This is a genomic window from Ruegeria sp. YTSA075, from assembly GCF_059610245.1.
In genome coordinates, this window is record NZ_JBXWNG010000002.1 from 208156 (window position 1) to 231680 (window position 23525).

Genomic DNA, 23525 nt, shown 5'->3' on the forward strand with positions numbered 1-23525 from the left:
GGCTTCGCAATTGCACCAGTAAACAGGTGACCATGGTCCGGCTGATGTGATCCACTATGATCAGTTGGTGAGATGCGTTTTGCTACAGGCTAGTAGCGGCTCTCAGTGATAACATCTCGCGCAAATGGGTTGAGATCATAGAAGCGCTCGGCAGTCTCTCGAAAAACAGCCGAGTGCGCGTCGACCGGGATCAGTTTTTGATATGCGCGCATCAGCGTGGTGTAGTCGCCATAAAGCTTGTCGACGGGAAAATTCGACCCGAACATAACGCGCTTAGGCCCGAATTGATCCAGACATTCTTCGATGATCGGGCGAATGCTATCAGTGGTCCAGCAATGATCGAACATCCCCAATCCAGACAGTTTGCAGGTGACGTGGGGCAGATCAGACAGGCCGCGTAATCGCTGGGCCCAGTCCTTCAGGCCGGCTGTGCTGCGGTCATGGGGTGATCCCGCGTGGCAAAGGGCGACAGGCGTGTCAGGCGCTTGTTCCAACACGCGGGCGGTTTTTTCCATCAGTTCGGGAATAAGCTGCAGGTCAAAGCTGAGACCGCGCTGACCCGCCTGCGCCAAGCCGCTTAGGAAATCTGGGTGATCCAGCAGCGTGTTGGTGCCTGTCTGCGCATCCTCACCCGGGGCGCGGCCGACGATCTGGCGGACGCCCCGCACCGTTGGCAATGTTTGGAAACGGTCCAACTGCGCGGGCAAATCCGGTGACGTCAGATCACAAAACACCACTTGAGCCATGGGCCAGTCCGGGTTGGCATCGGCCACGGATTGTACCCATTGGGCCTCTTGCAGCCCGTTTTCAGCGCCCACCTGAATATGAACCGAGGCGCGAATACCGCAAGCAGCGGCCTCTGACCGGAATTCGGTCAATGGATAGTCGCGCTGAATAGGTGTCGGGTCACCAAAGAACCGTTCGACGCCTCGCGCCATTAGCCAGGGGTAGTGTACGGCTTTCAGGTCCCAAAGATGGTGATGGGCGTCGATCCAATCGGTCATGTTTTGGGTACCTCGGCCATCCGAGCCAGAATATCGACCCCTTGTTGTTTCCAGAAATGCAGAAGATCGATGAATATCCAGTTTTCCGCCAGCTTGTCCCCGGAGCGTCGATAGATATCGATAACTCGGAACTCACCCGCCTTATCGGTCGCAGGCATACCCATGAACCCGCCGGTGGGGCGTGCCGTGAAGTTCGGCCAGCCAAAGAAACCGCCATAATGCCCTTCAGCCATGCGGCAGATGTGATTGGTCTTGGAGCGCTCGGCAAACGACGTACGGAATGGCCCGGCGTGTTGTTTTGCATAGCGTTCGATCGTGTAGGTCGCGCCAATGCCCGAGGGACCCCACCATATCATATCCTCACACCACGTGCGGCGCAGTTCATCCTCAAGGCTCAGGCCGCTATCCCAACGCCCAAGATCGGCGATCATCTTGTTAATCGTGGCCAGGGTCCGGTCACCTTCTTCGGCAGGTTGTGGGCCGAGCATCAGGCCATCATGTGTCATCGGTCCGGGTTGAACCAATTGAGCGGCGGTTTGCGGAGGGAAGGGTTGCAGACCCGCCTGCATCATCAGATGTGGGATGTCGAAATACATCGCTGTTTCAGTGATCTTACCGTTCTCTACCCTGTTGAATTCGCAATAGCGCAGGAAGGCCATCTTGCCAGTGGGCGGGATGCCCAGCCAGCTTGTGTCGAACAAGCCCATCAGATGACCCATCGAGACCACCCAGACCGAATTGAACCCGTCGATCTCGTTCGCGCCCGCCATGAACACGTCCATCCGGCGCTGCAAACCGGTCAGGCTGGACCTGAGTGGTTGCCAGAATATACGAGCGACTTCATAGATTCCTTGTAGTTCATTGAAGGGGTGGAATCCCCGCCACACAATCCCATCAGCGCAGTGGTTCGCGAGTGTTTCCACAATGGACGTGTTCTCACATCGACTCAGCGCTTCGTAAAAACCGAGGACAAGTTCTTTCTCGGATTCATATGGCATTCTATTATCTTTCAATGTGTTAGTGATGATTTGGTGGTGCCGACCTTAGAGTTTGCATTCGCATGCAAAAAAAGCTTGCCATAGGCTTTTCTGAATGTCTATGCTTCTGCAAGCGTATGCATAATGAATGCGCAAGGGAGGACAGAATGGCCGAAATTCAACTTCGCAATGTCGGTAAGCGTTGGGGATCATTTGTCGGCGTGGACAATTTTGATCTGACAATTGCCGATAAGGAATTTCTGGTGCTTCTTGGCCCCTCTGGATGCGGCAAGACCACGACGATGCGCATGATTGCAGGGCTCGAAGACGCGAGCGAAGGCGACATCCTGATCGACGGTGCACGCGTCAATGATATGGAGCCTAAGGACCGCGATGTCGCCATGGTGTTTCAGTCCTATGCGCTTTATCCGAACATGAATGTCTATGAAAACATTCGCTTTCCGCTGAAAGTTCGCGGCATTGATCCAGCTTCCCATGATGAAAAGGTACGTCGCGCCTCGGCCATGGTCGAACTGGATGACTTCCTGCATCGCAAACCGGCGGAACTGTCCGGTGGTCAGCGTCAGCGGGTTGCTTTGGCGCGTGCCATCGTGCGCGAACCGAACGTGTTCCTGATGGACGAGCCGCTGTCGAACCTTGACGCCAAGCTGCGGGTTTCGACGCGCGCGCAGATTAAGAACCTGAGCCATGAGCTCGCAGTCACCACCATCTACGTGACCCATGACCAGATCGAAGCGATGACGCTGGCGGATCGCGTGGTGATCATGAAGCAAGGGGTTGTACAGCAGGTCGGCTCTCCGACCGATATCTATGATGAACCAGCAAACACATTTGTCGCCAGCTTTATCGGTAACCCGGCGATGAACCTTGTCGATGGTGAGGTTCAGGGCGGCGTGTTCCGTGCCCAGAGCACCGAGGTGCATGGGTTGAACGCGCCCGATGGCCCGATCACCCTGGGCTTTCGCGCCGAAGACGCGAATGTCGTGGAAAGCGGCGGCGAAATAAACGCCACGATCTACACCCAAGAGCTGTTGGGCGACAGCACCATGGTTTCGGTTCGCATCGGTGGCGCGCTGGTCTCGGTCAAGGCGGACAAGACGTATCGGGCCGAAATCGACGATCAGGTTTCGATCCATATCCACACCGATCATTGCCACTTGTTTGATGCTCAAACAGGGGCGCGCCTGACCGGTTGAACGGTGAAACCAAGCCCGCAACGACGGGACAAACCCGGGTGCAGACTTCGAAGGTGCACCCATTTCATCTAGGGAGAAGTATTATGTTTCTAAAGAGAATAGCGTTGGCTGGCTCAGTCGCCGCCTTTGCCGCAAGTGCAGGATATGCCTGCGAAATTGGCGGTCGGGTCAACATCGTTGGCAACGAATTCGCGGCCATTCAGGCGGTTGCGGCCGGTGCAAAGGAATGCACAGGGGCGTCGGTTGAATCCAACCTGACATCCGAGCATCAGACCATCAACGTGGCCGGTCTGTCTGGCAACCCGTCGGAATACACAAGCGCCATCATCGCCAACAGCTCGATCGTGGCGTTGATGAACGAAGACGTCATCCGCCCGCTGAACGATCTGGTGGAACAGCATGGTCAGGATCTGCAGCCGGGACAGTTGATCAAGATTGGCGATGACATCATGGCCGTCGCCTTCATGGCGAATGCGCAGCACCTGATGTACCGTAAGGATGTGCTGGAACAGGCCGGTGTCGAAGTGCCAACCACCTACGAAGAAATGCTCGAAGTGGCCGAGGCTATTCGCGAGCAGGGCATCATGCAGAATCCGGTCGGCGGTGCCTACGCATCGGGTTGGAACTTGGCGCAGGAATTCAACAATATGTTCCTGGGTTATGGCGGCCAGCACTTTAAACCCGGCACGGCTGAGCCCAGTGTGAATTCCGAGGCTGGTGTCAACGCTTTGAACATGATGAAGGCCCTGTCGGAATACATGAACCCCGACTTCCTGACCCATGACTCGAACGCCACCAACGCCGAATACCGTGCGGGTAATGTTGCGATCATGAACATGTGGGGGTCGCGCGCATCGCAGCAGACGTCCACCGAAGGTGTGCTGCAAGAGGTGATTGATGGCCACGCAATTGGCGCACCGCTGACCGTTGGCGGCGGCGAAATTCCTGCATCGACCCTGTGGTGGGATGGCTGGACTGTTGGCAAAAACATCTCGGATGAAGAGGCCGAAGCCACGTTCATCGCCATGAAACACGGTATCCGTCCGGACATGCTGAACGATGAGACCACGCCGCTGGCGGTCTGGTTGATCGAAGGCTACGAGCCCGCCGCTGATGCCGAAGGCGTGTTTGCAGCAGCCAAAATGGGCACACCTGCCTATCCGATGCTGCCTTACATGGGCCTGATGCACAGTGCGCTTGGCAACGAACTTGCGGACTTCATGCAGGGTAAGGAAAGCGCTGAACAGGCGCTTGCCGATGTCGAGGCCGCCTATCGCGCTGCCGCGATTGAGCAAGGCTATCTGCAGTAAGAGGCCCCTTGTGCGGGCGCCTCTGATGGCCGCCCGCACAAACCAAACGACGCGAGGATTGCAACATGCGCCATAAGACATTTCTTTGGTTCTTCCTGCCCACAGGACTTGCGATGTTGCTGTTCATCGCCATGCCCATCGTGTCGGTGGTGATCCAATCGATCTTCGCACCACATCCTGCCGTTTTGCTGGAGGTTGAAAGCTGCACCCCGCTGATCGGCTGCACCACAGAAACGACCATCGACCAGGAGGCCACTGCCGCTCTGCGCAAGGCTCAACCTTTGGGCCGGTTTGTTGGGCTGGGCATCTATTTTGACCGTGGCCACCTGGCAATTCAGGAAATCAGCCAGATGTGGGCGGCAAATGAAAGCTGGGGTGGTTTTTTCTCGGATCTGAGCAACCTGCCATTCTATCGCGCAATGGCGTTTACGCTGACATTCACCTTCATTGTGACGCCGCTGACGATCCTGCTGGGGCTGGTGATTGCGCTGGCCGTGAATTCGCTGCATCGGCACCTCAAAGGGCTGATGATCTTCTTCTCGCTTCTGCCCATGATCGTCACGCCGCTGATCGGTTCGCTGATCCTGTTCTGGATGATCGACAGTCGCGGTGTTATCGGAAACGCCCTTGTGTACATGGCCGGAGATCCGAATTTCAGCCTCAAGGCCTCGACCGGGCTGATGTGGGTGGCCTTGATGGTATACGGCGTCTGGAGCTCGGCCCCATTTGCTTTCGTCGTGTTCTATGCCGGGCTGCAAACGCTGCCACAGGACCAGATCGAGGCCGCGCAGATTGACGGCGCAACCCGTTGGCAACAGGTCAAGTTTGTGGTCGTTCCGCATCTTATGCCGCTGGTCACGTTTGTGGCTCTGATCCAGCTGATGGACAATTTCAAGGTGTTTGAACCAATCATCGGCTTTAGCGCCCAGGCGCATGCGCAATCCCTCAGCACCTTCATATTCGACGACCTTGGCGGCGAAACCCGACAGCTGTCATCCGCAGCCGCAACCTCGGTGATGACGATAATCGGGGTCGCCATTCTTTTGTCGCCCGTGCTTGTCCGCACCTGGCGCGACTTTAAAGGAGCACGATAACATGGCCAGCCGCGCACAAAGAATGCCCACAAGCCTTCGGGTCGCCTCGTCCCTGTTCGTGCTCCTTTGGTTTGTTCTAGCTGCCTTTCCATTCCTGTGGACGGTCTGGGGTTCGTTCAAGGTTGAACTTGATTTCTTCTCGATCGCCGACTGGACCAATGCCCTGACCGGTGCTCGGACCGAGGCAGTCTATGGCTCGCCCTTCACCACCACCGGATATGAGGGTGCGTGGATCCAAGAGGAGTTCTGGCGCAACGTTCTGAATACTGGGATCGTGTGTTTCTTTGTGGTCACCATCTCGCTGACCATCGGCACACTGGGGGGCTATGCGCTGTCGCGGTCATCCTATAACTACACGTTCTGGCTATTGATCACGGCGCTGATCTTCCGCGCCATGCCGCCGATCACGCTGGTTTCAGGCTATCTGCTGCCTTTTTTTGAGTGGAACATCTGGGGTATCCTGCCGACCACAATCATCGTGCTAGTGGCGATTAACCAGCCGTTCACCCTGTGGATGCTGCATTCTTTCTTCAAGAACATCCCAAGCGAGTTGGACGAGAGCGCCAAAGTCGATGGCTGCAACCAGTTTCAGGCATTCCGCCGTGTGATCATTCCGGTGATGTGGCCGGGCGTGATTACCACCGGACTGTTCTCATTCTTGCTGGCCTATAATGACTTTGCCGTTGGCGCGATGCTGCTGTCTGAAAGCAACCGCACCATGGTGCCCGCCATCGCGGCGTTCCTCGGGACCACCCAAACCGAAGGGAATGTGATGTTTGCGGTCGCCGCCGTGGTTTCAGCCACTGTGCCTCTGTTCATCCTGGTTATGTTCTTCCAGCGCCAGATTGTAGGTGGCCTGACCGCCGGGGCGGTCAAGGGCTGATGAGCGCGAATGCAAGATATAAAGCCCTTGGGCGTCACCCGGCGCTTAACCGGTTGCCAAGAGATTTTCTGTCAGGGGACTGACCACTTTTTTCGACAGGAATATCTCAGAAGTATTATTGAAGGACGCGAAATATGAAGGGTTCCCGCCCCGAACAGGCCGTGCTGACCAAAGACACGGATATGAGCAAAACAGAAGAAACCCGCGCTGTTATCGAGGGCATGGTCGACGGGCTGAACGATCACCGCATCGACGATATTGGCGAATTTTTCGCCCAAGGCTTTCGCTGGATGGGCAATCAAGGCTGCGGCACCAAGACCGGCCTGCAGGAGTTTCAGGAAAACTGGCAACGCCCGTTCCAGGCGGCGTTCTCGGAAAAGACCTGCATCGACGAGGCGCGTCTTTACATGGGGGAATGGGCGGCCGCCTTTGGCCGCCAGGAAGCCACCCATTCCGGTGAGTTTCTGGGGATCGCGCCCACCGGGAAAAGAGTTGAAATCCGGTACATGGATTTCTGGAAAGTTGTCGACGGAAAGATCGTCGACAATTGGGTGAATGTCGATTTCGCCCATGTTGCTGCCCAGCTTGGCGTTGATCTGTTCAACGGGCAGGGCTGGGAAACATTCGACCGGGGAGAGAGAACTCCGCCCCGGCCCGACAACTGAGGATCAGGACAATGGCCATCGAATATCTCAAACGCGGCAAACCCGAGGCAGACAGGGCCGAGGATGACGCCAAAACACGCGCCGTCGTCGAGGCAACCCTGAAAGACATCGAAACGCGCGGCGATGCGGCTGTGCGTGAGCTGTCCGAGAAGTTCGACAATTATTCGCCCAAAAGCTATCGCCTGAGCCAGCGGCAGATTGATGATCTGATTGCTTCGCTGTCTGACCGAGAACTGGCGGATATCAAGTTTGCGCAAGCGCAGGTGATGAACTTTGCGCAGGCACAGCGGGAGTCGATGCTGGATATCGAGGTCGAAACGCTGCCCGGTGTGATCCTGGGCCACAAGAACATCCCTGTACAGTCGGTGGGTTGCTATGTGCCTGGCGGTAAGTTTCCCATGGTCGCTTCGGCGCATATGTCGGTGGCCACTGCCAAAGTGGCTGGAGTGCCGCGGATCATCGCCTGTACCCCTCCGTTTAATGGCAAGCCAAATGCAGCTGTAATCGCGGCGATGCATCTGGGCGGCGCGCATGAGATTTATGTCATGGGCGGTATTCAGGCCGTGGGCGCAATGGCAATTGGCACCGAAACGATTGAGCCTGTGCATATGCTGGTGGGCCCCGGCAACGCCTTTGTCGCCGAAGCCAAACGCCAGCTGTTTGGTCGTGTGGGTATCGACCTGTTCGCAGGGCCGACCGAGACCATGGTCATCGCCGATGAAACTGCCGCCGATGCGGAGCTTTGCGCGACCGATCTGCTAGGGCAGGCCGAACACGGGTATAACAGCCCCTGCGTGTTGCTGACCAATTCGCGCAAACTGGCCGAAGATACATTGGCCGAGGTTGAGCGCATTCTGGGTATCCTGCCAACCTCGGGTACTGCGCGGGTCAGCTGGGACGAATACGGCGAGGTGATCGTCTGCGACACCTATGACGAAATGCTGCAAGTGGCAGATGACATCGCCTCCGAACATGTGCAGGTGATGACGGATCGTGATGACTGGTTCCTGGAGAACATGACCTGCTATGGCGCGCTGTTCCTTGGGCCACGGACCAATGTGGCAAATGGTGACAAGGTGATCGGGACCAACCACACCCTGCCGACCAAGAAGGCCGGGCGCTATACCGGTGGTCTCTGGGTTGGTAAGTTCATGAAAACTCATAGCTATCAGAAGGTCACCACCGATGAGGCCGCGACCATGATTGGCGAGTTTGGCTCGCGCCTGTGTATGCTGGAAGGCTTTGTTGGCCATGCCGAGCAATGTAATATCAGGGTGCGCCGCTACGGCGGGATCAATGTGCCTTATGGCGAAGGCGCACCCTATCGCGAGGCTGCAGAATGAGTGACGTGCATTCAGCGAATAAAGCGCTGATTGCGCCGCTTCGCGCGGCGATGCACGATTTTGATGATGTTCGGGTGCAAGCGGCGCTTAACGGCGCGCTTGCCTCGGATGCCACAATTCATATGCCATGCCCTTTTGGCGATCTGGTTGGTCCGCAAGAGCTGTATCAGACCTGCTATGCGCCGCTGTTGAGGGCGATGCCCGATCTGGAACGGCGGGACTGGATCGTTGTTGGTGGCCGAACCGAGCATGGGGATGACTGGATCGGGTGCGGGGGGCACTACTACGGCACTTTTGTTGTGCCATGGCTGGATATACCTCCTACTGGTCATTTGACCCATATGCGGTTTCACGAATTCTACCGGATCACCGAAAGTCAGGTGGTCGAGGCTCAGGCGATCTGGGATATCCCCGAAGTCATGATGCAGGCCAAGGCTTGGCCGATGGCGCCGTCCTTGGGGCTGGAATTCTGCGTGCCGGGTCCGGCAACACAGGATGGGATCGTTCCCGGCCCGTGGAACGAGGCACAGTCAAAGGCGTCCTGTGATCATATCCTAGAGATGTTGGCATACCTCACCAAACACCCAAAACAGGGTGGCCCAGAGGTGATGGAGATGCAGCGGTTCTGGCATCCGCGCATGAATTGGTACGGCCCTGCTGGCATCGGCACCGCACGGGGGATCGCCGGGTTCCGCAACTGGCACCAGATACCGTTTCTGAATGGCATGCCGGATCGCGGGCAACATGCCGATGATGTTACCCATCATTTCTTTGGTGATGCCGACTACGTGGCCGTTACCGGCTGGCCAAACATGATCCAGACCGTCACCCATGGTGGGTGGATGGGCATCGCACCATCGGACAAACGGATCAGCTTGCGGTCGCTTGATTTCTGGCGGCTTGAAAATGGCCTGATCCGCGAAAACTGGGTGCTGGTCGACCTGCTGGATGTCTATCGGCAGCTTGGTGTTGACGTCTTTGCCCGACTGGGCGAATTCAACAAAGCCCGCGTTCCGGGTGAAATTCCGTTTCCGGTTGGCGAGGCTTAGGATGACACAATTCCCCACAACACCCAGCTTCAATTTGAACGGCAAACGCGCCCTGGTTGCCGGAGCGTCCTCAGGCATTGGCCTGGCCTGCGCTGTGGCATTGGCCGAACACGGGGCCGAGGTGACACTGGCCGCGCGTCGCACAGACGCATTGCAAGAGATTGCCGCTGAGATGACATCTCGGGGGTGGTCTGCCGATGTACTTGAACTGGACGTAACCGATATAGAGGCGACTGCTGGAGCCGTGGCTGAATATGGCCCATTTGACATCTTGCTGAACTCCGCCGGTTCGGCGCGTCACAGCAAGGCGGTCGACACGAAGACCGAAGATTTCGACGCGGTCATGAATATCAACGTCAAAGGCGCGTATTTTCTGACGCAGGCCGTGGCCAAAGGATTGTTGGTCGCAGGGCGCCCCGGTTCGCTGATCAATATCTCCAGCCAGATGGGTCATGTCGGTGGGCGCGAGCGTGCGGTCTATTGCGCGACAAAGTTCGCGGTCGAGGGTTTTACAAAGGCCATGGCGTTGGAGTTGGGCCCGGCCAAAATCCGCGTGAACACCATTTGTCCGACCTTCATTCTGACTGATCTGACGCGCCCAACTTTTGAGGACCCGAACAAGCGCGCCTGGATTCTGGACAAGATCAAATTGGGCCGTCCGGGCGAAATCGAAGATATCATGGGTGCAGTTGTCTATCTGGCTTCCGATGCTTCGGGGTTGGTGACTGGAACGTCACTTATGGTGGATGGAGGTTGGACAGCGGATTGATGGCAGTGCAAAAAGTCACATCGATGGATGTTGCGCGGCTGGCCGGTGTAAGCCAGTCCGCCGTCAGTCGTGTATTCACTCCCGGTGCATCCGCATCCGCCAAAACAATCGAAAAAGTCCGCAAAGCGGCCGACCAATTGGGATACCGGCCCAATGTTCTGGCCCGCGCGGTGGTGTCAGGCAAAAGCCGGATTATCGGGCTTGTGGTCGCTTATCTCAACAACCAGTTCTACCCGGAAGCGTTGGAGAAACTGACCAACACGTTGCAGGAACGCGGCTATCATGCGCTGGTTTTCATGGCATCCAACTCGGCGCAGAACATAGACAAGGTTGTTGGGGAAATTTTGGATTTTCAGGTGGATGGGATCATCGCAGCCTCGGTCGCGCTCTCATCTGATTTGTCTGCGCGCTGCCAGTCAGCCGGGGTGCCCATGGTCTTGTTCAACCGGGGTCAGGACGATCCGTCGATGTCATCGGTTACCTCGGACAATCTGGCCGGTGGCAGGAAAGTGGCCGAGTTCCTGTTGGCCGCCGGGCACAAGAAGATCAGCTATATCGCCGGGTGGGAAGGCGCCTCGACACAGCGAGATCGCGAAGCCGGGTTTACCGCCGCCTTGCATCGGGCAGGTATACCACTCCACAGCCGTGAGATTGGCAATTTTGGCACAGAAGAGGCGAAAGAGGCTGCGCGCCGGATGTTTGCCTCGGACCCGCCCGAGGCCGTTTTTGTGGCCAACGATCATATGGCGATTGCCGTGATGGATACGCTGCGGTTCGAACTTGGTCTGAAGATCCCCGAAGACGTGTCCGTTGTGGGGTATGATGACGTCGCTGTTGCGGCCTGGCCCAGCTATGATCTGACGACAGTCCGCCAGCCTGCCAATCGCATGGTGGCCGAAACCGTGGACATATTGCTTAGCAAGATTGACGATCCGCAAATAGAACCCAGACAGCTTAAGATTGACGGACCGCTGATCATTCGCGGGTCTGCCCGCATACCTGAAGGATGGAAAACATGAAGGGGTTTGATCCCAAATTCAAAGACTTTCCCGACTATATACTCGGGATCACCAAGGAGATCTGGGAAGATCGCTGCATTGCCACGCTGCATGATTACTACGGTACAGATATCGTTGTGCGCACCCCGGGTTCCGTGGTCGTTGGCAATCAGGGTGTGATTGCTGCGACCATGGCAACGCTGGCCGAGTTTCCCGATCGCACGCTTCTGGGTGAAGATGTCATCTGGTCAGGCACCCCGGAACAGGGGATGCTGTCATCACACCGCATTATTTCGACCGCGACCCATTTGGGCAATGGTGTTTATGGTAATGCAACAGGCAAGAAACTGGTCTATCGCATCCTGGCTGATTGTCACGCGATCAACAACAAGATCGACGATGAATGGTTGGTTCGGGATCAAAGCGCGATCGTGCAGCAAATGGGTTGGGATCCAAAGGACTATGCCCGCGATCTGATCGCACGCGAGGGCGGCCCCGAAGTCTGCGTGCAACCTTATACGCCGGCAAATGAGCAGCCAGGGCCTTACAAGGGTTCCGGCAATGACAACGAGTGGGGTGAGAAATACGCCGATATCCTCAGCCGGATCATGAACGCGGATATGGCCGCGGTTGAGGCTGAATACGACCGGGCCGTTCAGTCGGAATATCCCGGCGGGGTAACCGGGCACAGTTGGGCGCCGGTGGATCGGTTCTGGATGGGTTTGCGCGCCTCGTTCCCGAATGCTGACCTCTCAATTCAGCATCAGATCGGTCGAGAGGACCCCATGATGCCCCCGCGCGCAGCGATCCGATGGACCCTGCACGGCACCCATGACGGTTGGGGTGTGTTCGGCAAACCAACCGGCGCTGAGGTCTTTATCCTTGGCATCAGCCATGCCGAATTTGGCCCCTGGGGTCTGCGCCGTGAATACACTCTGTTCGACGAAACATCTGTCTGGAAGCAAATTCTGTTGAAAACCGGCGATCTGTAACATGCGACATCTAATGTCAAATTTGGACGCACGACAGTCGATGCGGCGCTACCACGCCCATCGGGCCAGTCTGCGTGCGCGGAGGCTGAATAACCGCCCGCCGGGGATTGGGGTTTTGAACCAGAAACCCCAAACAAAAGGAAGACAGACATGAGTACAATTCAAAGCCGCATCGTTCGCTATGGCGAGTTGCAACCCTGCAAAACCGCGTTTATTGACGCCCATACGCCGGGCTCGGACCAGAAAGAGAACTTTACCATTGTGGGCGGTGGCGTTTCGGAAAGCCCGGATCAGCACGTCCACATCACCGACAAGATCGGGTTCAATATCGGCGCAGCGGGGCAACCGCCGAAATGCCGTAACTCGCTGCACAGCCACACTACCGCTGAGGTGTTCTTTGTCGCCAAGGGCCGCTGGCGGTTCTTTTGGGGTCGTTACGGTACGGCGGGTGAGTTCATCGCCGAAGAAGGTGATATCTTCAACATCCCGACCGGTATCTTTCGTGGCTTCGAAAATGTGGGTCAGGACTACGGCATGATCATGTCGATCCTTGGCGGCGACGATGCAGGTGGCGGTGTCACATGGGCCCCGCAGGTCATCGAAGATGCACAGGCCCATGGTTTGATGCTGGGCAATAACGGCGTGCTGTATGATAGCAAGAAGGGCGAGGAATTGCCCCATAACGTGCAACCCATGCCATTGCTGAACGAAGAGGAGCTGAAGGCTTACCCAGAGGTTCCGGTCGAGGAAGTGATAGGCAAATACGTCGCCCGGTATTGGGACCTGATGGCTTTGTCCGCCAATGAGCCTGCGGAGGTGATTGGCGAAAACGGCCTGATCAAAGACAAGCCGGGATTTGAGGTTGATTTCCTGGCCCGCGGATCGGCCGTGAATGACCCGATCAATGCGGAAAAACCGGTGGTTCTGATGCCCGCAAGCGGCCATTGGCGGATCACGATCAATGATGTTGAGGCCACATTGTCCAATGGTGATACCGCGCTGGTCTTGCCCGGTGAAACCTACAGCGTCGCGCCGTCCATGACCGGGCAAGCGGGCCTGTATCGGATCACCGCCACCGATGATCCGGCAGGGGCCACCTGGGTTGAATGACCGTAAACCCCGACGATACCCATGCCGTCTATGAACGGCAGGCCAGGGCCTATGACGAGCAACGCTCGCGGGCCCTGTTCGAAGCGCGCTGGCTAGCGCGCTTCACCGCCAGCCTAAAACCCGGCGATCATGTGCTGGACCTTGGGTGCGGTGCGGGCGAGCCAATCGCGCGTTGGTTCATGGCCGAGGGGTTCAACGTCACGGGTGTTGATTTTTCACAGGCTATGCTGGACATCGCCCGAAGCCGCTGGCCCGATGGTGATTGGCAGCAGGCCGACATGCGCGACTTCGAACTCAGCCAACGATTCGACGGGATCATTGCCTGGAACAGCTTTTTCCACCTGACGGCGGACGAGCAAAAAGCCTGCATCGCGCGAATGGCGCGACATCTGCGCAGCGGGGGTATTTTGATGCTGACAGTCGGCCCCAGCGCAGGTGAGGAACAAGGAGCCGTCGGTGGCGAACTTGTATATCACGCATCGCTTTCGCCGGCGGGCTATGCCACGTGCCTCGAAGACAACGGGATGATCCTAAGCGGATTTCTGGCAAAAGATCCCGAAACCCAAAGCCATACCGTGCTGATGGCACGCAAGATCTAAGGAGGTTTCATGACCGTCAAAACAACACATGTCGGGTCTCTGCCGCGATCTCAGGAGGTTGTGGATTTCATCTTCGCACGAGAGAATGAACAGGAGTTTGACCAAGCCGCATTTGATGCGTGCATGACATCAGCGGTGGCTGAAACCGTTCGCAAACAGGCCGAAGCCGGCGTTGATATTGTGTCAGATGGCGAGACCTCGAAAATCTCATATGCGACCTATGTCAAAGACCGTTACACCGGATTTGCCGGTGACAGCCCGCGCAACGCACCTGCGGACCTAAAGATGTTTCCGGGCTTTCTGAGACGACTGGCCGATGATGGTGGCACCCCGCAATATGCCCGCCCCATGTGCGTGGGCGAGGTACGCTCGAAAGGGCAGGGAGAGTTGCAGAAGGATATCGATAACCTAAAGGCGGCGATGGCGCAGCACGGGGTTGATCGAGGGTTTATGAACGCGGCGAGCCCCGGCGTGATCTCGCTATTTTTGCAAAATGATTTCTACCTCACGCGCGAGGCCTATCTGTCCGCGCTCGCCGATGCGATGAAGGAGGAGTATGAAACCATCGTTGCAGCCGGTCTGGACCTGCAGCTGGATTGCCCCGATCTGGCCCTGTCTCGCCATATGCTGTTCACGGATCTTTCTGACGAAGAGTTCGTCAAGATTGCCGATATGCATGTCGAGGCCCTGAACCATGCGCTGCAAAACCTGCCCGCCGACAAAGTGCGCGTGCATATTTGCTGGGGCAACTACGAAGGGCCGCATTGCTGCGACATCGGCATGGACAAGGTGTTCACAACGCTGATGAACACCAAATCGCGCTATGTGCTGTTTGAAACTTCGAACCCGCGCCATGCGCATGAATGGACCGTGTTCCGCGACCGTAAGGATGAGATACCGGACGACAAGGTGCTCGTGCCTGGTGTGGTCGACACCACGACCAATTTCGTCGAACACCCTGAAGTGGTTGCCCAACGTACCCAGCGCTTTGTTGATATCGTTGGCGCTGATCGTGTGGTGGCCGGATCGGATTGCGGCTTTGGGACCTTCGCCGGGTTTGGTGCGGTGGATCCCGACATTGCCTACGCCAAGCTTGGGGCGCTGTCCGAAGGGGTTTCCCTGCTCAAATGACCCCTCTTGTTCTATTGCCGGGCATGATGTGCGATGCGCGCCTTTTCGCGCCGCAGATCGCGGCGTTGTCAGGGCACAGACCCATTGTAGTCGCGCCGATTGGCGCGTGCGACACGGTGGAGGATCTGGCCGCGCAAGTGCTGTCATATGCCCCCCCGCGCTTTGCCATGGCGGGGCTGTCCATGGGCGGGATTGTGGCGATGGAGGTTCTGGGTCAGGCCCCGGATCGGGTTTGCGGGCTGGCCCTGTTGGACACCAACCCATTGGCGGAAAAAGATGAGGTCAAAGTCAGACGCCAACCTCAGATCGACGCCGTCATGCGTGGCCAGTTGCGCGCGGTGATGGCCGAGGAAATGAAGCCTAATTACCTGACGGATGGCCCAAATCGTAGCGCAATTCTGAACCTGTGCATGGAAATGGCGTCCGACCTTGGGCCTGAGGTTTTTGTCAATCAATCCAAGGCGCTTCGAGATCGCCCGGATCAAAGCGCGACCTTGCGGGCCTTTCAGGGTGCGGCACTGGTGCTATGCGGGCGCGAGGATACGCTCTGCCCGGTTTCGCGCCACGAGTTGATGCATAGCATGATGCCCCAAAGCCGGTTGGAGGTCATCGAAGATGCAGGCCACCTGCCCACATTGGAACAACCCGAGAGAACAACAGCGGCTGTGGCCCGCTGGTTGGAGGCGATATGAAACAAACCCTTCTGGACCTGCTCAGATCGGTCGATACCCCAACGGTTTGCAACGCGATTGAAGCGGCGCAGGGTAAGCGTGGGTTCAACGCGTTTACCCGCGGAACCATGCTGTGTTCGGACCCCGATGCCAAACCCATGGTCGGATACGCCCGCACTGCAAAGATTGCCGCCGTGAATCCGCCGACAGAACTGCCCGAGGTGATCCGCCAACGCCGGATGGACTACTATCGACATATGGCAACCGGAACTGGCCCGGCTGTTACCGTGGTTGAAGACCTTGATTATCCCGACTGCATCGGCGCCTATTGGGGCGAGATCAATACCACCGTCCACAAAGGGTTCGGCATCAGCGGTGCGCTGACCAACGGTGTGATGCGTGATCTGGGTGATCTGCCGGATGATTTCCCGGTTGTAGCCGGGTCAATCGGGCCAAGCCACGGTTTCGTGCATGTGCGCGAAATCGGCACCCCGGTGTCGATATTCGGCCTAGAGATTCAGAATGGCGATCTTGTCCACGCTGACCGCCACGGCGCTTTGGTGATTCCGCCCGAGGTCGTGGGCCAGTTGGAACAGGCAATCATCAAGCTATTGGAAACCGAGAGACTGATCCTGGCACCGGCACGCGCTACCGGGTTTGATTTTGAAGCCTTTGAAACGGCTTGGGCGGCATTTGAGGCCTCGCGGACTTAGGTTCAGGACCAATCAGTCCTGAACCTGCGCTGCCCGGTCTGATTCAGAAATCCCAGTCTTCGTCTTCGGTCGCAACCGCCTTGCCGATGACATAGGAGGAGCCGGAGCCCGAGAAGAAGTCGTGGTTTTCACTGTCCGGGCTGAGGGCGGCCAGAATTGCCGGGTTCACCTCAGAGACTTCGGGTGGGAACAGCGCTTCGAACCCGAGGTTTTGCAGCGCCTTGTTGGCATTGTAATGCAGGAAGACCTTCACATCCTCAGTCAGGCCGATCTCATCATAAAGTTCCTCGGTGTACTGGTTCTCAATCCCATAAAGCTCGAACATTAAGCCAAAGGCATAGTCCTTCAGCTCCTGCTGTTGAGCTTCGGACAACTTCTCGTAGCCGCGCTGGAATTTGTAGCCGATGTAATAGCCATGCACGGCCTCATCCCGAATGATCAGGCGGATCAGGTCTGCGGTGTTGGTCAGCTTGGCGCGGCTGGACCAATACATTGGCAGATAGAAGCCCGAATAGAACAGAAAGCTTTCCAGAAACACCGACGCGATCTTGCGTTTCAGCGGATCGTTGCCGGGCGCGTAGGTTTTCAGGATCGCCTCGGCCTTGGCTTGCAGATGCGGGTTCTCTTCGGACCAGCGGAAGGCTTCGTCGATTTCCTTGGTCGAACACAGCGTCGAGAAGATCGAAGAGTAGCTGCGTGCGTGCACCGCTTCCATAAAGGCGATGTTGGTCAGCACGGCCTCTTCATGCGGAGTGACAGCATCGGGCATCAGGGCAGGTGCACCAACCGTGTTTTGGATCGTGTCCAGTAGAGTCAAGCCCGTAAAGACGCGGATTGTCAGCTGCTTTTCATGGTCCGTCAGCGTGGCCCAGCTTTGGATGTCGTTGGACAGCGGCACCTTCTCTGGTAGCCAGAAATTGACCGTCAGTCGGTTCCAGACTTCAAGGTCCTTGTCATCTTCCAGCCGGTTCCAGTTGATGGCGCGGGGGATCTTGGTTTGGATCATGTCTTTCATTGTCACGGGCCCCTTACAACGAGCAGGATACACAGCCCTGCACCTCGGTCCCTTCGAGGGCTTCCTGGCGCAGACGCACGTAATAAATGGTTTTTATGCCTTTCTTCCACGCATAGATCTGCGCACGGTTGATATCGCGGGTCGTGGCCTCGGCCGGAAAGAACAGGGTCAGCGACAGGCCCTGATCGACATGTTCGGTCGCCGCCGCATAAGTGTCGATCAACGCCTCGGGGCCGATCTCATAGGCATCACGGTAGTATTCAAGGTTGTCATTGTCCATGAATGCTGCCGGATAGTAGACGCGGCCGATCTTGCCCTCTTTCCGGATTTCGATCTTCGAGACGATGGGGTGAATCGAAGAGGTCGAGTTGTTGATATAGCTGATCGACCCGGTTGGCGGCACCGCCTGAAGGTTGCGGTTATAGAGGCCGTGCTTCATCACATCGGTCTTCAACGTTGCCCAGTCTTCGCGCGTGGGCAGGGTCATGCCATCGAACAGAGCCTTGACCCGCTCACTTTCGGGCAGCCAATCGCGGGTGGTGTATTTGTCAAAGAAGGTGCCTGAGGCGTAGTCGGACTTCTCGAACCCCTTGAACGATGCCTTGCGCTCCTGCGCCAGATCGCAAGAGGTGCGGATCGCGTGATAGGCCATGGTGGCAAAGTAAACGGATGTGAACTCAACCCCCTCAGACGAGCCATAGTGGATGTGTTCGCGGGCAAGGAACCCGTGCAGGTTCATCTGACCCAAACCAATCGCGTGGCTTTCATCATTGCCCCGACGCACCGACGGCACCGAGTCAATCGCCGACATCTCGGACACTGCCGTCAGCGCGCGGATCGCAGCCCCGACGGTGCGGCCCAGATCACCGCCATCCATCGTCTTGGCGATGTTCAATGAGCCGAGGTTGCACGAGATATCCGTGCCCAGATGGGAATAGCTGAGGTCATCGTTGAACTCGGACGCCTCGTTCACCTGCAGAATCTCGGAACACAGGTTCGACATGTTGATCCGGCCCGCTATGGGGTTCATCCGGTTCACCGTGTCTTCGAACATTACATAAGGGTAGCCAGACTCGAACTGGATCTCGGCAATTGTCTGGAAGAATTCGCGCGCGTTGACCTTGGATTTACGGATGCGCTTGTCATCGACCATCTCGTGATACTTCTCGGTCACCGAGATTTCCGAGAACGGCACGCCATAGACCTTTTCGACGTCATGCGGCGAGAAAAGATACATATCGGCATTCTTCTTCGCCAACTCGAAAGTGATATCGGGGATCACTACGCCAAGGCTCAGCGTCTTGATGCGGATTTTCTCATCGGCGTTTTCGCGCTTGGTATCGAGGAAGCGCATGATGTCCGGGTGGTGTGCGTTCAGATACACCGCACCCGCCCCCTGCCGCGCGCCCAACTGGTTGGCGTAGGAAAAGCTGTCTTCCAGAAGTTTCATCACCGGGATCACGCCCGAGGACTGGTTCTCAATCCCTTTGATCGGCGCGCCATGTTCGCGGATGTTGGTCAGCAACAGTGCTACACCTCCGCCGCGTTTAGACAGTTGCAGGGCGGAGTTGATGCCACGCCCGATGCTTTCCATGTTGTCCTCTAGCCGCAGCAGAAAGCACGAGATCAGTTCTCCGCGCGAGGCTTTGCCTGCGTTCAGGAAGGTGGGCGTGGCGGGTTGGAAACGGCCTTCGAGGATCTCTTCCATGAACGACATCGCCAGCGCCTCATCCCCGCGCGCCAGCGCCAGCGCGGTCATGACAACACGATCCTCATAGCGTTCAAGATAGCGCTGCCCATCGCGAGTCTTCAGCGTGTAGGAGGTGTAGTACTTGAATGCGCCCAGAAAGGTTGGGAACCGGAATTTCTTGGCATAGGCCGCATCCCAGATTTTACGCATGAAGTTCTTGGAATATTGGTCCAAAACGGCCACTTCGTAATAGCCCTCGGACACGAGATACCCCAGCTTTTCATCCAGCGAGTGGAAGAACACCGTGTTCTGGTTCACATGCTGCAGGAAATACTGCCGCGCGGCCATACGGTCGGCATCGAACCGGATCTTCCCCTCGCCGTCATAGAGGTTCAGCATCGCGTTCAGCGCGTGGTAGTCTTGCTCGTTTACGCTGCTGTCGAGCATAGATGTCTCCCTAGTTTTTCCAGCCCTGCGCGGACGCGGGCGATATCAGTTTCTGTTCCGGCCAGCTCAAACGAATAGAGCAGCGGTACGTTGCATTTCTGGGCAATGATGCGACCAGCCAAAGCGTAGGTCGCACCGAAATTGCGGTTGCCTGTGCCGATCACTCCGACGATCCCGGCGCGTCTGCCTGGATCATTCAGGAACCGGATCACCTGTTTTGGAACCGCCCCACGACCTTCGCCATCGGCATAGGTGGGGCTGATCAGCACATAGGGGTGTCCAGGGTCAGACAGCGGGTCCATTCCGTTCGGAATGCGGAAAGAGGTCAGGCCCAGCCGCGAAACAAAGCGGTGGGTGTTTCCGGATTTCGATGAGAAATAAACCAGCGCCGGGAGCGGCGCAGTCATGGGTCAGGCCAGTTGGGCGATCATGTCGGGGCGGAAACCCGACCAGTGATCACTGCCTGCCACAACTACGGGGGCCTGACGATAGCCCAGCTCGGTCACATGGGTCATGGCGCTGTCATCTTCGGTCAGGTCAACGACGTCATAGGAAATACCTTTGGCATCCAGTGCACGTGTGGTGGCGGTGCATTGTACGCAAGCGGGTTTAGAATATACGGTAATGCTCATGTCGTCCTCTGTCCTTTTTAGTTCAAAGTCGAGGACGCAAGGGCTAAACAGGCCCCAATCACGCCCCCGAACCCTCCGTTCGTGGTTATCAGTCTCGCCCGGCAGGTCTCCTGGCTTGCGGATCGACGTTCGGACTGGCCTTCCCAAAAGCACGCTTTCAGTGGCGTGTTCAGCCGAACTCTCCGTTTACAGTTGCGGGGGCAGCGCCGGTTTTCCACCGGTTTCCCTCTTAGCTTCCGATATGAATCGAAAGAACCGAAGCAACACTATATTGGGTCTGTCAGGCGGTTGATGTCAATATATAGCGTCGCTATGGGATGAGATTATTTTTGTACGACCCGGGCGTCCGGCTTGTCCATTTCCGAAAGGCCCGGTGAAAATTTGCTGGGGCTGAAAAGCCGGTGTCATAGGCGATCTGCTCGATACTATCCTGTCCCTGTTGCAGGGCACCTATGGCGATGTCACGGCGTAGCGCGTCCTTGATATCCTGAAAGGATGTGCCTTCTTCGTTCAACCGCCGGTTCAGCGTACGTGGTGTCATTTTCAGGGCCTGAGCAGCATCCGGCAACTGACAGGATTGCCAGGACGCGCCGTATAGAAAGGCGCGAACCCGCAGGCTGCTGGTATGCGCACGTGAGCTGGTGAAAATCCAATCAAGGGGTGCGCGTTGAAGGAATACAGAGGCTTCGGAAGAACTGCGTGCAATCGGGCGCGTAAACTCATTCGGGTCGAACAGAATGCTTGTCTGCGGCGCGTCAAATTCAACGGGGCAGGGGAACACCACGGCATAGTCGGCTGCGAAATCGGGGCGGGGAAAGGCAAAGTGCACAGTTCTGACCGGCGTCTCTGCCCCGCTGAGCCAGGACAAAAGCCCATGCGCCAATTTCAGGATCAACATATGACCAAAGCGGTGCGCGCGAGTGTGATTCAGATAAGGGAACAGCTTTAGCTCCACCTGATCAGACTCTGAGTGCAAATCCAGCCGGAAATCATCCAGCAACAGGTTCCAGAATGTCGAGTACCGATACAGGGCCGAGGTCAGGCTGCTTGCTTCGCGTTGCACGGTCACCAGATGTTGCAGGGCGCGAGGCCGGATTGGGCGGCTCCACAGCCCCATCATTTCGTCGCCGGTCTCGGGCGCGGCCAGCTGATAGAGCTGTGCGATTTCATTCAGGGTAACGCGCTGGGTCGATGCCATCGAGCCAGGTTGCAGCCCCGAGCGCGCAAGAAGTGAACGCATTACCGACGGTGTGCAACACGAACTAAGAGCGTCCAGCCAATCCTGGATAAAACCCGCTGATACGGTGGTCAGAGAGATGGGGTCAGGACGGGTCATAACGGCTTCGAATTGGCGTAATCGGATACAATCTTGTCAAGATATGAGCTTATCTGCAAGTCTTCGCGTAGATACATGACGTGAAACCATAGTCGTCGAAAGGAAACAGGCATGTCCTATCAACCGCCCGTGCAGGATTTGATGTTCTGTATTGAACACCTGTCTCATTGGGACCAGGTATCCTCGATGGCGGTGTATGCGGATTATGATCTGGCGGATATTGGCGCGGCTTTGGAGGGTTACGCCCGGTTCTGCAGTGAACAAATCGCACCCTTGTCCCATATCGGCGATACGCTGGGTGCCCGGTTCGACAATGGGCGGGTGACGATGCCTGAAGGGGACGCGCAAGCCTATGCACAATTCGTCGAAATGGGTTGGCAGGCCCTGACCCATCCAGTGGAGTACGGCGGAATGGGTCTTCCGAAAACCGTTGGCGCAGCGGCGGTTGAGATGTTGAATGCTGCCGATATGAGCTTTGGCCTATGCCCACTGCTCACCGATGGCGCGATCGAGGCATTACTGCTGACTGGATCGGATGAGCAGAAAGCCACCTACTTGGAGCCGCTAATTGCCGGGCGTTGGTCGGGCACGATGAACCTGACCGAACCGCAGGCGGGCAGCGATCTGGGTCGCGTCTCGACCAAGGCGGTGCAGCGCGAGGATGGCAGCTATGGCGTTTCTGGCACCAAGATTTTCATCACCTATGGTGCGCATGACCTGACAGAGAACATCATACATCTGGTTCTGGCGCGCACGCCTGATGCACCTGCGGGACCGAAGGGTCTCAGCCTATTCATTGTCCCTCAGAAGATGGTGGCTGCGGATGGCTCGGTCGGGGCCGAGAACTCGGTGAACTGTGTCAGCATCGAACACAAGCTGGGCGTGCGCGCCAGTCCGACTGCTGTGCTGGAATACAAGGACGCCATCGGGTTCATGATCGGTGAGGAAAACCGCGGGCTGGAATACATGTTCATCATGATGAACGCCGCGCGCTTTTCCGTCGGTGTTCAGGGCGTCGCGACATCAGAACGCGCCTATCAGCGCGCCTTGACTTATGCGCGGGACCGGGTCCAGAGCCGCCCCGTGAATGGTCAGGTCAAGGAGGCGGTGGCGATCATCGAACACCCCGACGTGCGCCGCATGTTGATGCGGATGCGCAGCCTGACAGAGGGTGGTCGCGCGATGGCGGCGGCCACAGCCGGGTTGCTGGACATCGCACACCATCAGGAAGACCCGGAGATCGCCGCTCTGGCCGAGTTCATGGTTCCGCTGGTCAAGGGCTTCTGCTCGGAACGCGCGGTCGAGGTTGCCTCGCAGGGGGTTCAGATCCACGGCGGCATGGGCTTCATCGAAGAAACCGGCGCCGCACAGCATTACCGCGATGCCCGTATTCTACCGATCTACGAAGGTACCACCGCCATTCAGGCCAACGACCTTCTGGGACGCAAGGTCATGCGCGACGGGGGCGAGACCGCCCGCCGGTTCGCCGCCCGCATTGCGGCGACCGAGGCCGAGCTGGCAGAAGGCGATGCTACTGCGCAGGTCATCGGCGCAAGCCTAGCAAAGGCACGCGGCGTGTTTGAGGAAGCGCTGGAGTGGTTGCTTGATAGTAGCCGCAAAGATATCGACGCCGCTTTTGCGGGCTCGGTTCCGTTTCTGATGCTTTCAGGTACACTCGCCGCAGGTTGGAAACTGGCCAAAAGCATCACCCCCGCGCAGGCAGCCCTAGCAGCGGGACAGGACACCGAGTTCATGACACAAAAGATCGCCACCGCGCTGTTTTTCGCCCTGCACATCCTGCCTGAATGCAGCGCCGAACACGCCCGCATTCTGCACGGCGCGCGCAGCTTGCTTGACGCGGACTTCCCTGAATAACGCCT

The 23525-nt window shown here is 57.3% G+C and carries 23 protein-coding genes and 1 riboswitch; of the genes, 16 read left to right on the forward strand and 7 right to left on the reverse strand.

Annotated features, from left to right (window positions below; genetic code table 11):
- Positions 1 to 89: 89 nt before the first annotated feature.
- Positions 90 to 1004 carry an amidohydrolase family protein gene (locus AC2FGE_RS04135; RefSeq protein WP_496817929.1) on the reverse strand — a complete coding sequence of 305 codons (915 nt, stop codon included), beginning with the start codon at positions 1002 to 1004 and terminating at the stop codon, positions 90 to 92.
- On the reverse strand, positions 1001 to 2002 hold the full coding sequence (locus AC2FGE_RS04140; protein WP_496817930.1) for a nuclear transport factor 2 family protein: 1002 nt from the start codon (positions 2000 to 2002) through the stop codon (positions 1001 to 1003). Before AC2FGE_RS04140 ends, AC2FGE_RS04135 begins: the two co-directional genes overlap by 4 nt.
- 146 nt (positions 2003 to 2148) lie before the next feature.
- Between AC2FGE_RS04140 and AC2FGE_RS04145 the strand changes: the two genes are divergently transcribed.
- The 15 genes from AC2FGE_RS04145 to AC2FGE_RS04215 all read left to right on the forward strand — a co-directional run bounded on the left by AC2FGE_RS04145 (position 2149) and on the right by AC2FGE_RS04215 (position 16525).
- On the forward strand, positions 2149 to 3198 hold the full coding sequence (locus AC2FGE_RS04145; RefSeq protein WP_496817931.1) for an ABC transporter ATP-binding protein: 1050 nt from the start codon (positions 2149 to 2151) through the stop codon (positions 3196 to 3198).
- 83 nt (positions 3199 to 3281) lie between these two features.
- Positions 3282 to 4508, forward strand: coding sequence for an ABC transporter substrate-binding protein (locus tag AC2FGE_RS04150; protein ID WP_496817932.1), 1227 nt, complete (start codon positions 3282 to 3284; stop codon positions 4506 to 4508).
- Positions 4509 to 4573: 65 nt separating this feature from the next.
- Complete coding sequence (locus AC2FGE_RS04155) at positions 4574 to 5602, forward strand: carbohydrate ABC transporter permease (protein ID WP_496817934.1); 1029 nt, start codon at positions 4574 to 4576, stop codon at positions 5600 to 5602.
- Between the two features lies 1 nt (position 5603).
- Positions 5604 to 6485, forward strand: coding sequence for a carbohydrate ABC transporter permease (locus tag AC2FGE_RS04160; protein WP_170535375.1), 882 nt, complete (start codon positions 5604 to 5606; stop codon positions 6483 to 6485).
- 134 nt (positions 6486 to 6619) lie between these two features.
- Positions 6620 to 7150, forward strand: coding sequence for an ester cyclase (locus AC2FGE_RS04165; RefSeq protein ID WP_496817935.1), 531 nt, complete (start codon positions 6620 to 6622; stop codon positions 7148 to 7150).
- Between the two features lie 11 nt (positions 7151 to 7161).
- The gene (gene hisD, locus AC2FGE_RS04170; protein ID WP_496817937.1) at positions 7162 to 8493 is read left to right on the forward strand and encodes a histidinol dehydrogenase; all 1332 of its coding nucleotides are present in this window, start codon (positions 7162 to 7164) and stop codon (positions 8491 to 8493) included.
- Positions 8490 to 9542, forward strand: a complete 1053-nt coding sequence (locus AC2FGE_RS04175) for an ester cyclase (RefSeq protein ID WP_496817938.1) — start codon at positions 8490 to 8492, stop codon at positions 9540 to 9542. Before hisD ends, AC2FGE_RS04175 begins: the two co-directional genes overlap by 4 nt.
- Before the next feature lies 1 nt (position 9543).
- Entirely contained in the window at positions 9544 to 10311 is a 768-nt protein-coding gene (locus AC2FGE_RS04180; RefSeq protein ID WP_496817940.1) for an SDR family NAD(P)-dependent oxidoreductase, read from the forward strand.
- Complete coding sequence (locus AC2FGE_RS04185; protein ID WP_496817941.1) at positions 10311 to 11330, forward strand: LacI family DNA-binding transcriptional regulator; 1020 nt, start codon at positions 10311 to 10313, stop codon at positions 11328 to 11330. Before AC2FGE_RS04180 ends, AC2FGE_RS04185 begins: the two co-directional genes overlap by 1 nt.
- Positions 11327 to 12301, forward strand: coding sequence for a nuclear transport factor 2 family protein (locus AC2FGE_RS04190; RefSeq protein ID WP_496817942.1), 975 nt, complete (start codon positions 11327 to 11329; stop codon positions 12299 to 12301). Before AC2FGE_RS04185 ends, AC2FGE_RS04190 begins: the two co-directional genes overlap by 4 nt.
- A 150-nt stretch (positions 12302 to 12451) precedes the next feature.
- Entirely contained in the window at positions 12452 to 13411 is a 960-nt protein-coding gene (locus AC2FGE_RS04195; protein ID WP_496817943.1) for a cupin domain-containing protein, read from the forward strand.
- The gene (locus AC2FGE_RS04200; RefSeq protein ID WP_496817944.1) at positions 13408 to 14010 is read left to right on the forward strand and encodes a class I SAM-dependent methyltransferase; all 603 of its coding nucleotides are present in this window, start codon (positions 13408 to 13410) and stop codon (positions 14008 to 14010) included. Before AC2FGE_RS04195 ends, AC2FGE_RS04200 begins: the two co-directional genes overlap by 4 nt.
- 9 nt (positions 14011 to 14019) lie before the next feature.
- Positions 14020 to 15141, forward strand: a complete 1122-nt coding sequence (locus tag AC2FGE_RS04205; RefSeq protein ID WP_496817945.1) for a cobalamin-independent methionine synthase II family protein — start codon at positions 14020 to 14022, stop codon at positions 15139 to 15141.
- The gene (locus AC2FGE_RS04210; RefSeq protein WP_496817946.1) at positions 15138 to 15833 is read left to right on the forward strand and encodes an alpha/beta fold hydrolase; all 696 of its coding nucleotides are present in this window, start codon (positions 15138 to 15140) and stop codon (positions 15831 to 15833) included. Before AC2FGE_RS04205 ends, AC2FGE_RS04210 begins: the two co-directional genes overlap by 4 nt.
- Entirely contained in the window at positions 15830 to 16525 is a 696-nt protein-coding gene (locus tag AC2FGE_RS04215; protein ID WP_496817947.1) for an RraA family protein, read from the forward strand. Before AC2FGE_RS04210 ends, AC2FGE_RS04215 begins: the two co-directional genes overlap by 4 nt.
- 43 nt (positions 16526 to 16568) lie before the next feature.
- Here AC2FGE_RS04215 and nrdF read toward each other — a convergent pair whose 3' ends face one another.
- The 5 genes from nrdF to AC2FGE_RS04240 form a co-directional block, all read right to left on the reverse strand.
- Positions 16569 to 17540, reverse strand: a complete 972-nt coding sequence (nrdF, locus tag AC2FGE_RS04220) for a class 1b ribonucleoside-diphosphate reductase subunit beta (protein ID WP_496817948.1) — start codon at positions 17538 to 17540, stop codon at positions 16569 to 16571.
- Positions 17541 to 17553: 13 nt separating this feature from the next.
- The gene (nrdE, locus tag AC2FGE_RS04225) at positions 17554 to 19677 is read right to left on the reverse strand and encodes a class 1b ribonucleoside-diphosphate reductase subunit alpha (protein WP_496817949.1); all 2124 of its coding nucleotides are present in this window, start codon (positions 19675 to 19677) and stop codon (positions 17554 to 17556) included.
- A complete protein-coding gene (gene nrdI / locus AC2FGE_RS04230; RefSeq protein ID WP_496817950.1) occupies positions 19659 to 20084 on the reverse strand; it encodes a class Ib ribonucleoside-diphosphate reductase assembly flavoprotein NrdI in 426 nt (141 codons plus the stop codon). Before nrdI ends, nrdE begins: the two co-directional genes overlap by 19 nt.
- Before the next feature lie 3 nt (positions 20085 to 20087).
- Entirely contained in the window at positions 20088 to 20309 is a 222-nt protein-coding gene (gene nrdH, locus AC2FGE_RS04235) for a glutaredoxin-like protein NrdH (RefSeq protein WP_039530729.1), read from the reverse strand.
- 83 nt (positions 20310 to 20392) lie between these two features.
- Positions 20393 to 20585, reverse strand: a riboswitch (cobalamin riboswitch).
- Positions 20586 to 20619: 34 nt separating this feature from the next.
- Positions 20620 to 21549 (reverse strand): AraC family transcriptional regulator, encoded by a 930-nt coding sequence (locus AC2FGE_RS04240; RefSeq protein WP_496817951.1) that lies wholly within the window; start codon positions 21547 to 21549, stop codon positions 20620 to 20622.
- Positions 21550 to 21756: 207 nt separating this feature from the next.
- On the opposite strand from AC2FGE_RS04240, the gene AC2FGE_RS04245 reads away from it, so the two are divergent.
- On the forward strand, positions 21757 to 23520 hold the full coding sequence (locus AC2FGE_RS04245) for an acyl-CoA dehydrogenase family protein (protein WP_496817953.1): 1764 nt from the start codon (positions 21757 to 21759) through the stop codon (positions 23518 to 23520).
- Positions 23521 to 23525: the final 5 nt, after the last annotated feature.

Coding starts and splice junctions, on each gene's coding strand:
- AC2FGE_RS04185 (WP_496817941.1), top strand. CDS start 10,311: ATGGCAGTGCAAAAAGTCACATCGATGGATGTTGCGCGGCTGGCCGGT.
- nrdH (WP_039530729.1), bottom strand. CDS start 20,309: ATGAGCATTACCGTATATTCTAAACCCGCTTGCGTACAATGCACCGCC.
- AC2FGE_RS04215 (WP_496817947.1), top strand. CDS start 15,830: ATGAAACAAACCCTTCTGGACCTGCTCAGATCGGTCGATACCCCAACG.
- AC2FGE_RS04150 (WP_496817932.1), top strand. CDS start 3,282: ATGTTTCTAAAGAGAATAGCGTTGGCTGGCTCAGTCGCCGCCTTTGCC.
- AC2FGE_RS04210 (WP_496817946.1), top strand. CDS start 15,138: ATGACCCCTCTTGTTCTATTGCCGGGCATGATGTGCGATGCGCGCCTT.
- AC2FGE_RS04155 (WP_496817934.1), top strand. CDS start 4,574: ATGCGCCATAAGACATTTCTTTGGTTCTTCCTGCCCACAGGACTTGCG.
- AC2FGE_RS04240 (WP_496817951.1), bottom strand. CDS start 21,549: ATGCGTTCACTTCTTGCGCGCTCGGGGCTGCAACCTGGCTCGATGGCA.
- hisD (WP_496817937.1), top strand. CDS start 7,162: ATGGCCATCGAATATCTCAAACGCGGCAAACCCGAGGCAGACAGGGCC.
- AC2FGE_RS04205 (WP_496817945.1), top strand. CDS start 14,020: ATGACCGTCAAAACAACACATGTCGGGTCTCTGCCGCGATCTCAGGAG.
- AC2FGE_RS04135 (WP_496817929.1), bottom strand. CDS start 1,004: ATGACCGATTGGATCGACGCCCATCACCATCTTTGGGACCTGAAAGCC.
- AC2FGE_RS04175 (WP_496817938.1), top strand. CDS start 8,490: ATGAGTGACGTGCATTCAGCGAATAAAGCGCTGATTGCGCCGCTTCGC.
- nrdF (WP_496817948.1), bottom strand. CDS start 17,540: ATGAAAGACATGATCCAAACCAAGATCCCCCGCGCCATCAACTGGAAC.
- AC2FGE_RS04180 (WP_496817940.1), top strand. CDS start 9,544: ATGACACAATTCCCCACAACACCCAGCTTCAATTTGAACGGCAAACGC.
- AC2FGE_RS04190 (WP_496817942.1), top strand. CDS start 11,327: ATGAAGGGGTTTGATCCCAAATTCAAAGACTTTCCCGACTATATACTC.
- AC2FGE_RS04195 (WP_496817943.1), top strand. CDS start 12,452: ATGAGTACAATTCAAAGCCGCATCGTTCGCTATGGCGAGTTGCAACCC.
- AC2FGE_RS04160 (WP_170535375.1), top strand. CDS start 5,604: ATGGCCAGCCGCGCACAAAGAATGCCCACAAGCCTTCGGGTCGCCTCG.
- AC2FGE_RS04200 (WP_496817944.1), top strand. CDS start 13,408: ATGACCGTAAACCCCGACGATACCCATGCCGTCTATGAACGGCAGGCC.
- AC2FGE_RS04165 (WP_496817935.1), top strand. CDS start 6,620: ATGAAGGGTTCCCGCCCCGAACAGGCCGTGCTGACCAAAGACACGGAT.
- nrdE (WP_496817949.1), bottom strand. CDS start 19,677: ATGCTCGACAGCAGCGTAAACGAGCAAGACTACCACGCGCTGAACGCG.
- AC2FGE_RS04245 (WP_496817953.1), top strand. CDS start 21,757: ATGTCCTATCAACCGCCCGTGCAGGATTTGATGTTCTGTATTGAACAC.
- AC2FGE_RS04145 (WP_496817931.1), top strand. CDS start 2,149: ATGGCCGAAATTCAACTTCGCAATGTCGGTAAGCGTTGGGGATCATTT.
- AC2FGE_RS04140 (WP_496817930.1), bottom strand. CDS start 2,002: ATGCCATATGAATCCGAGAAAGAACTTGTCCTCGGTTTTTACGAAGCG.
- nrdI (WP_496817950.1), bottom strand. CDS start 20,084: ATGACTGCGCCGCTCCCGGCGCTGGTTTATTTCTCATCGAAATCCGGA.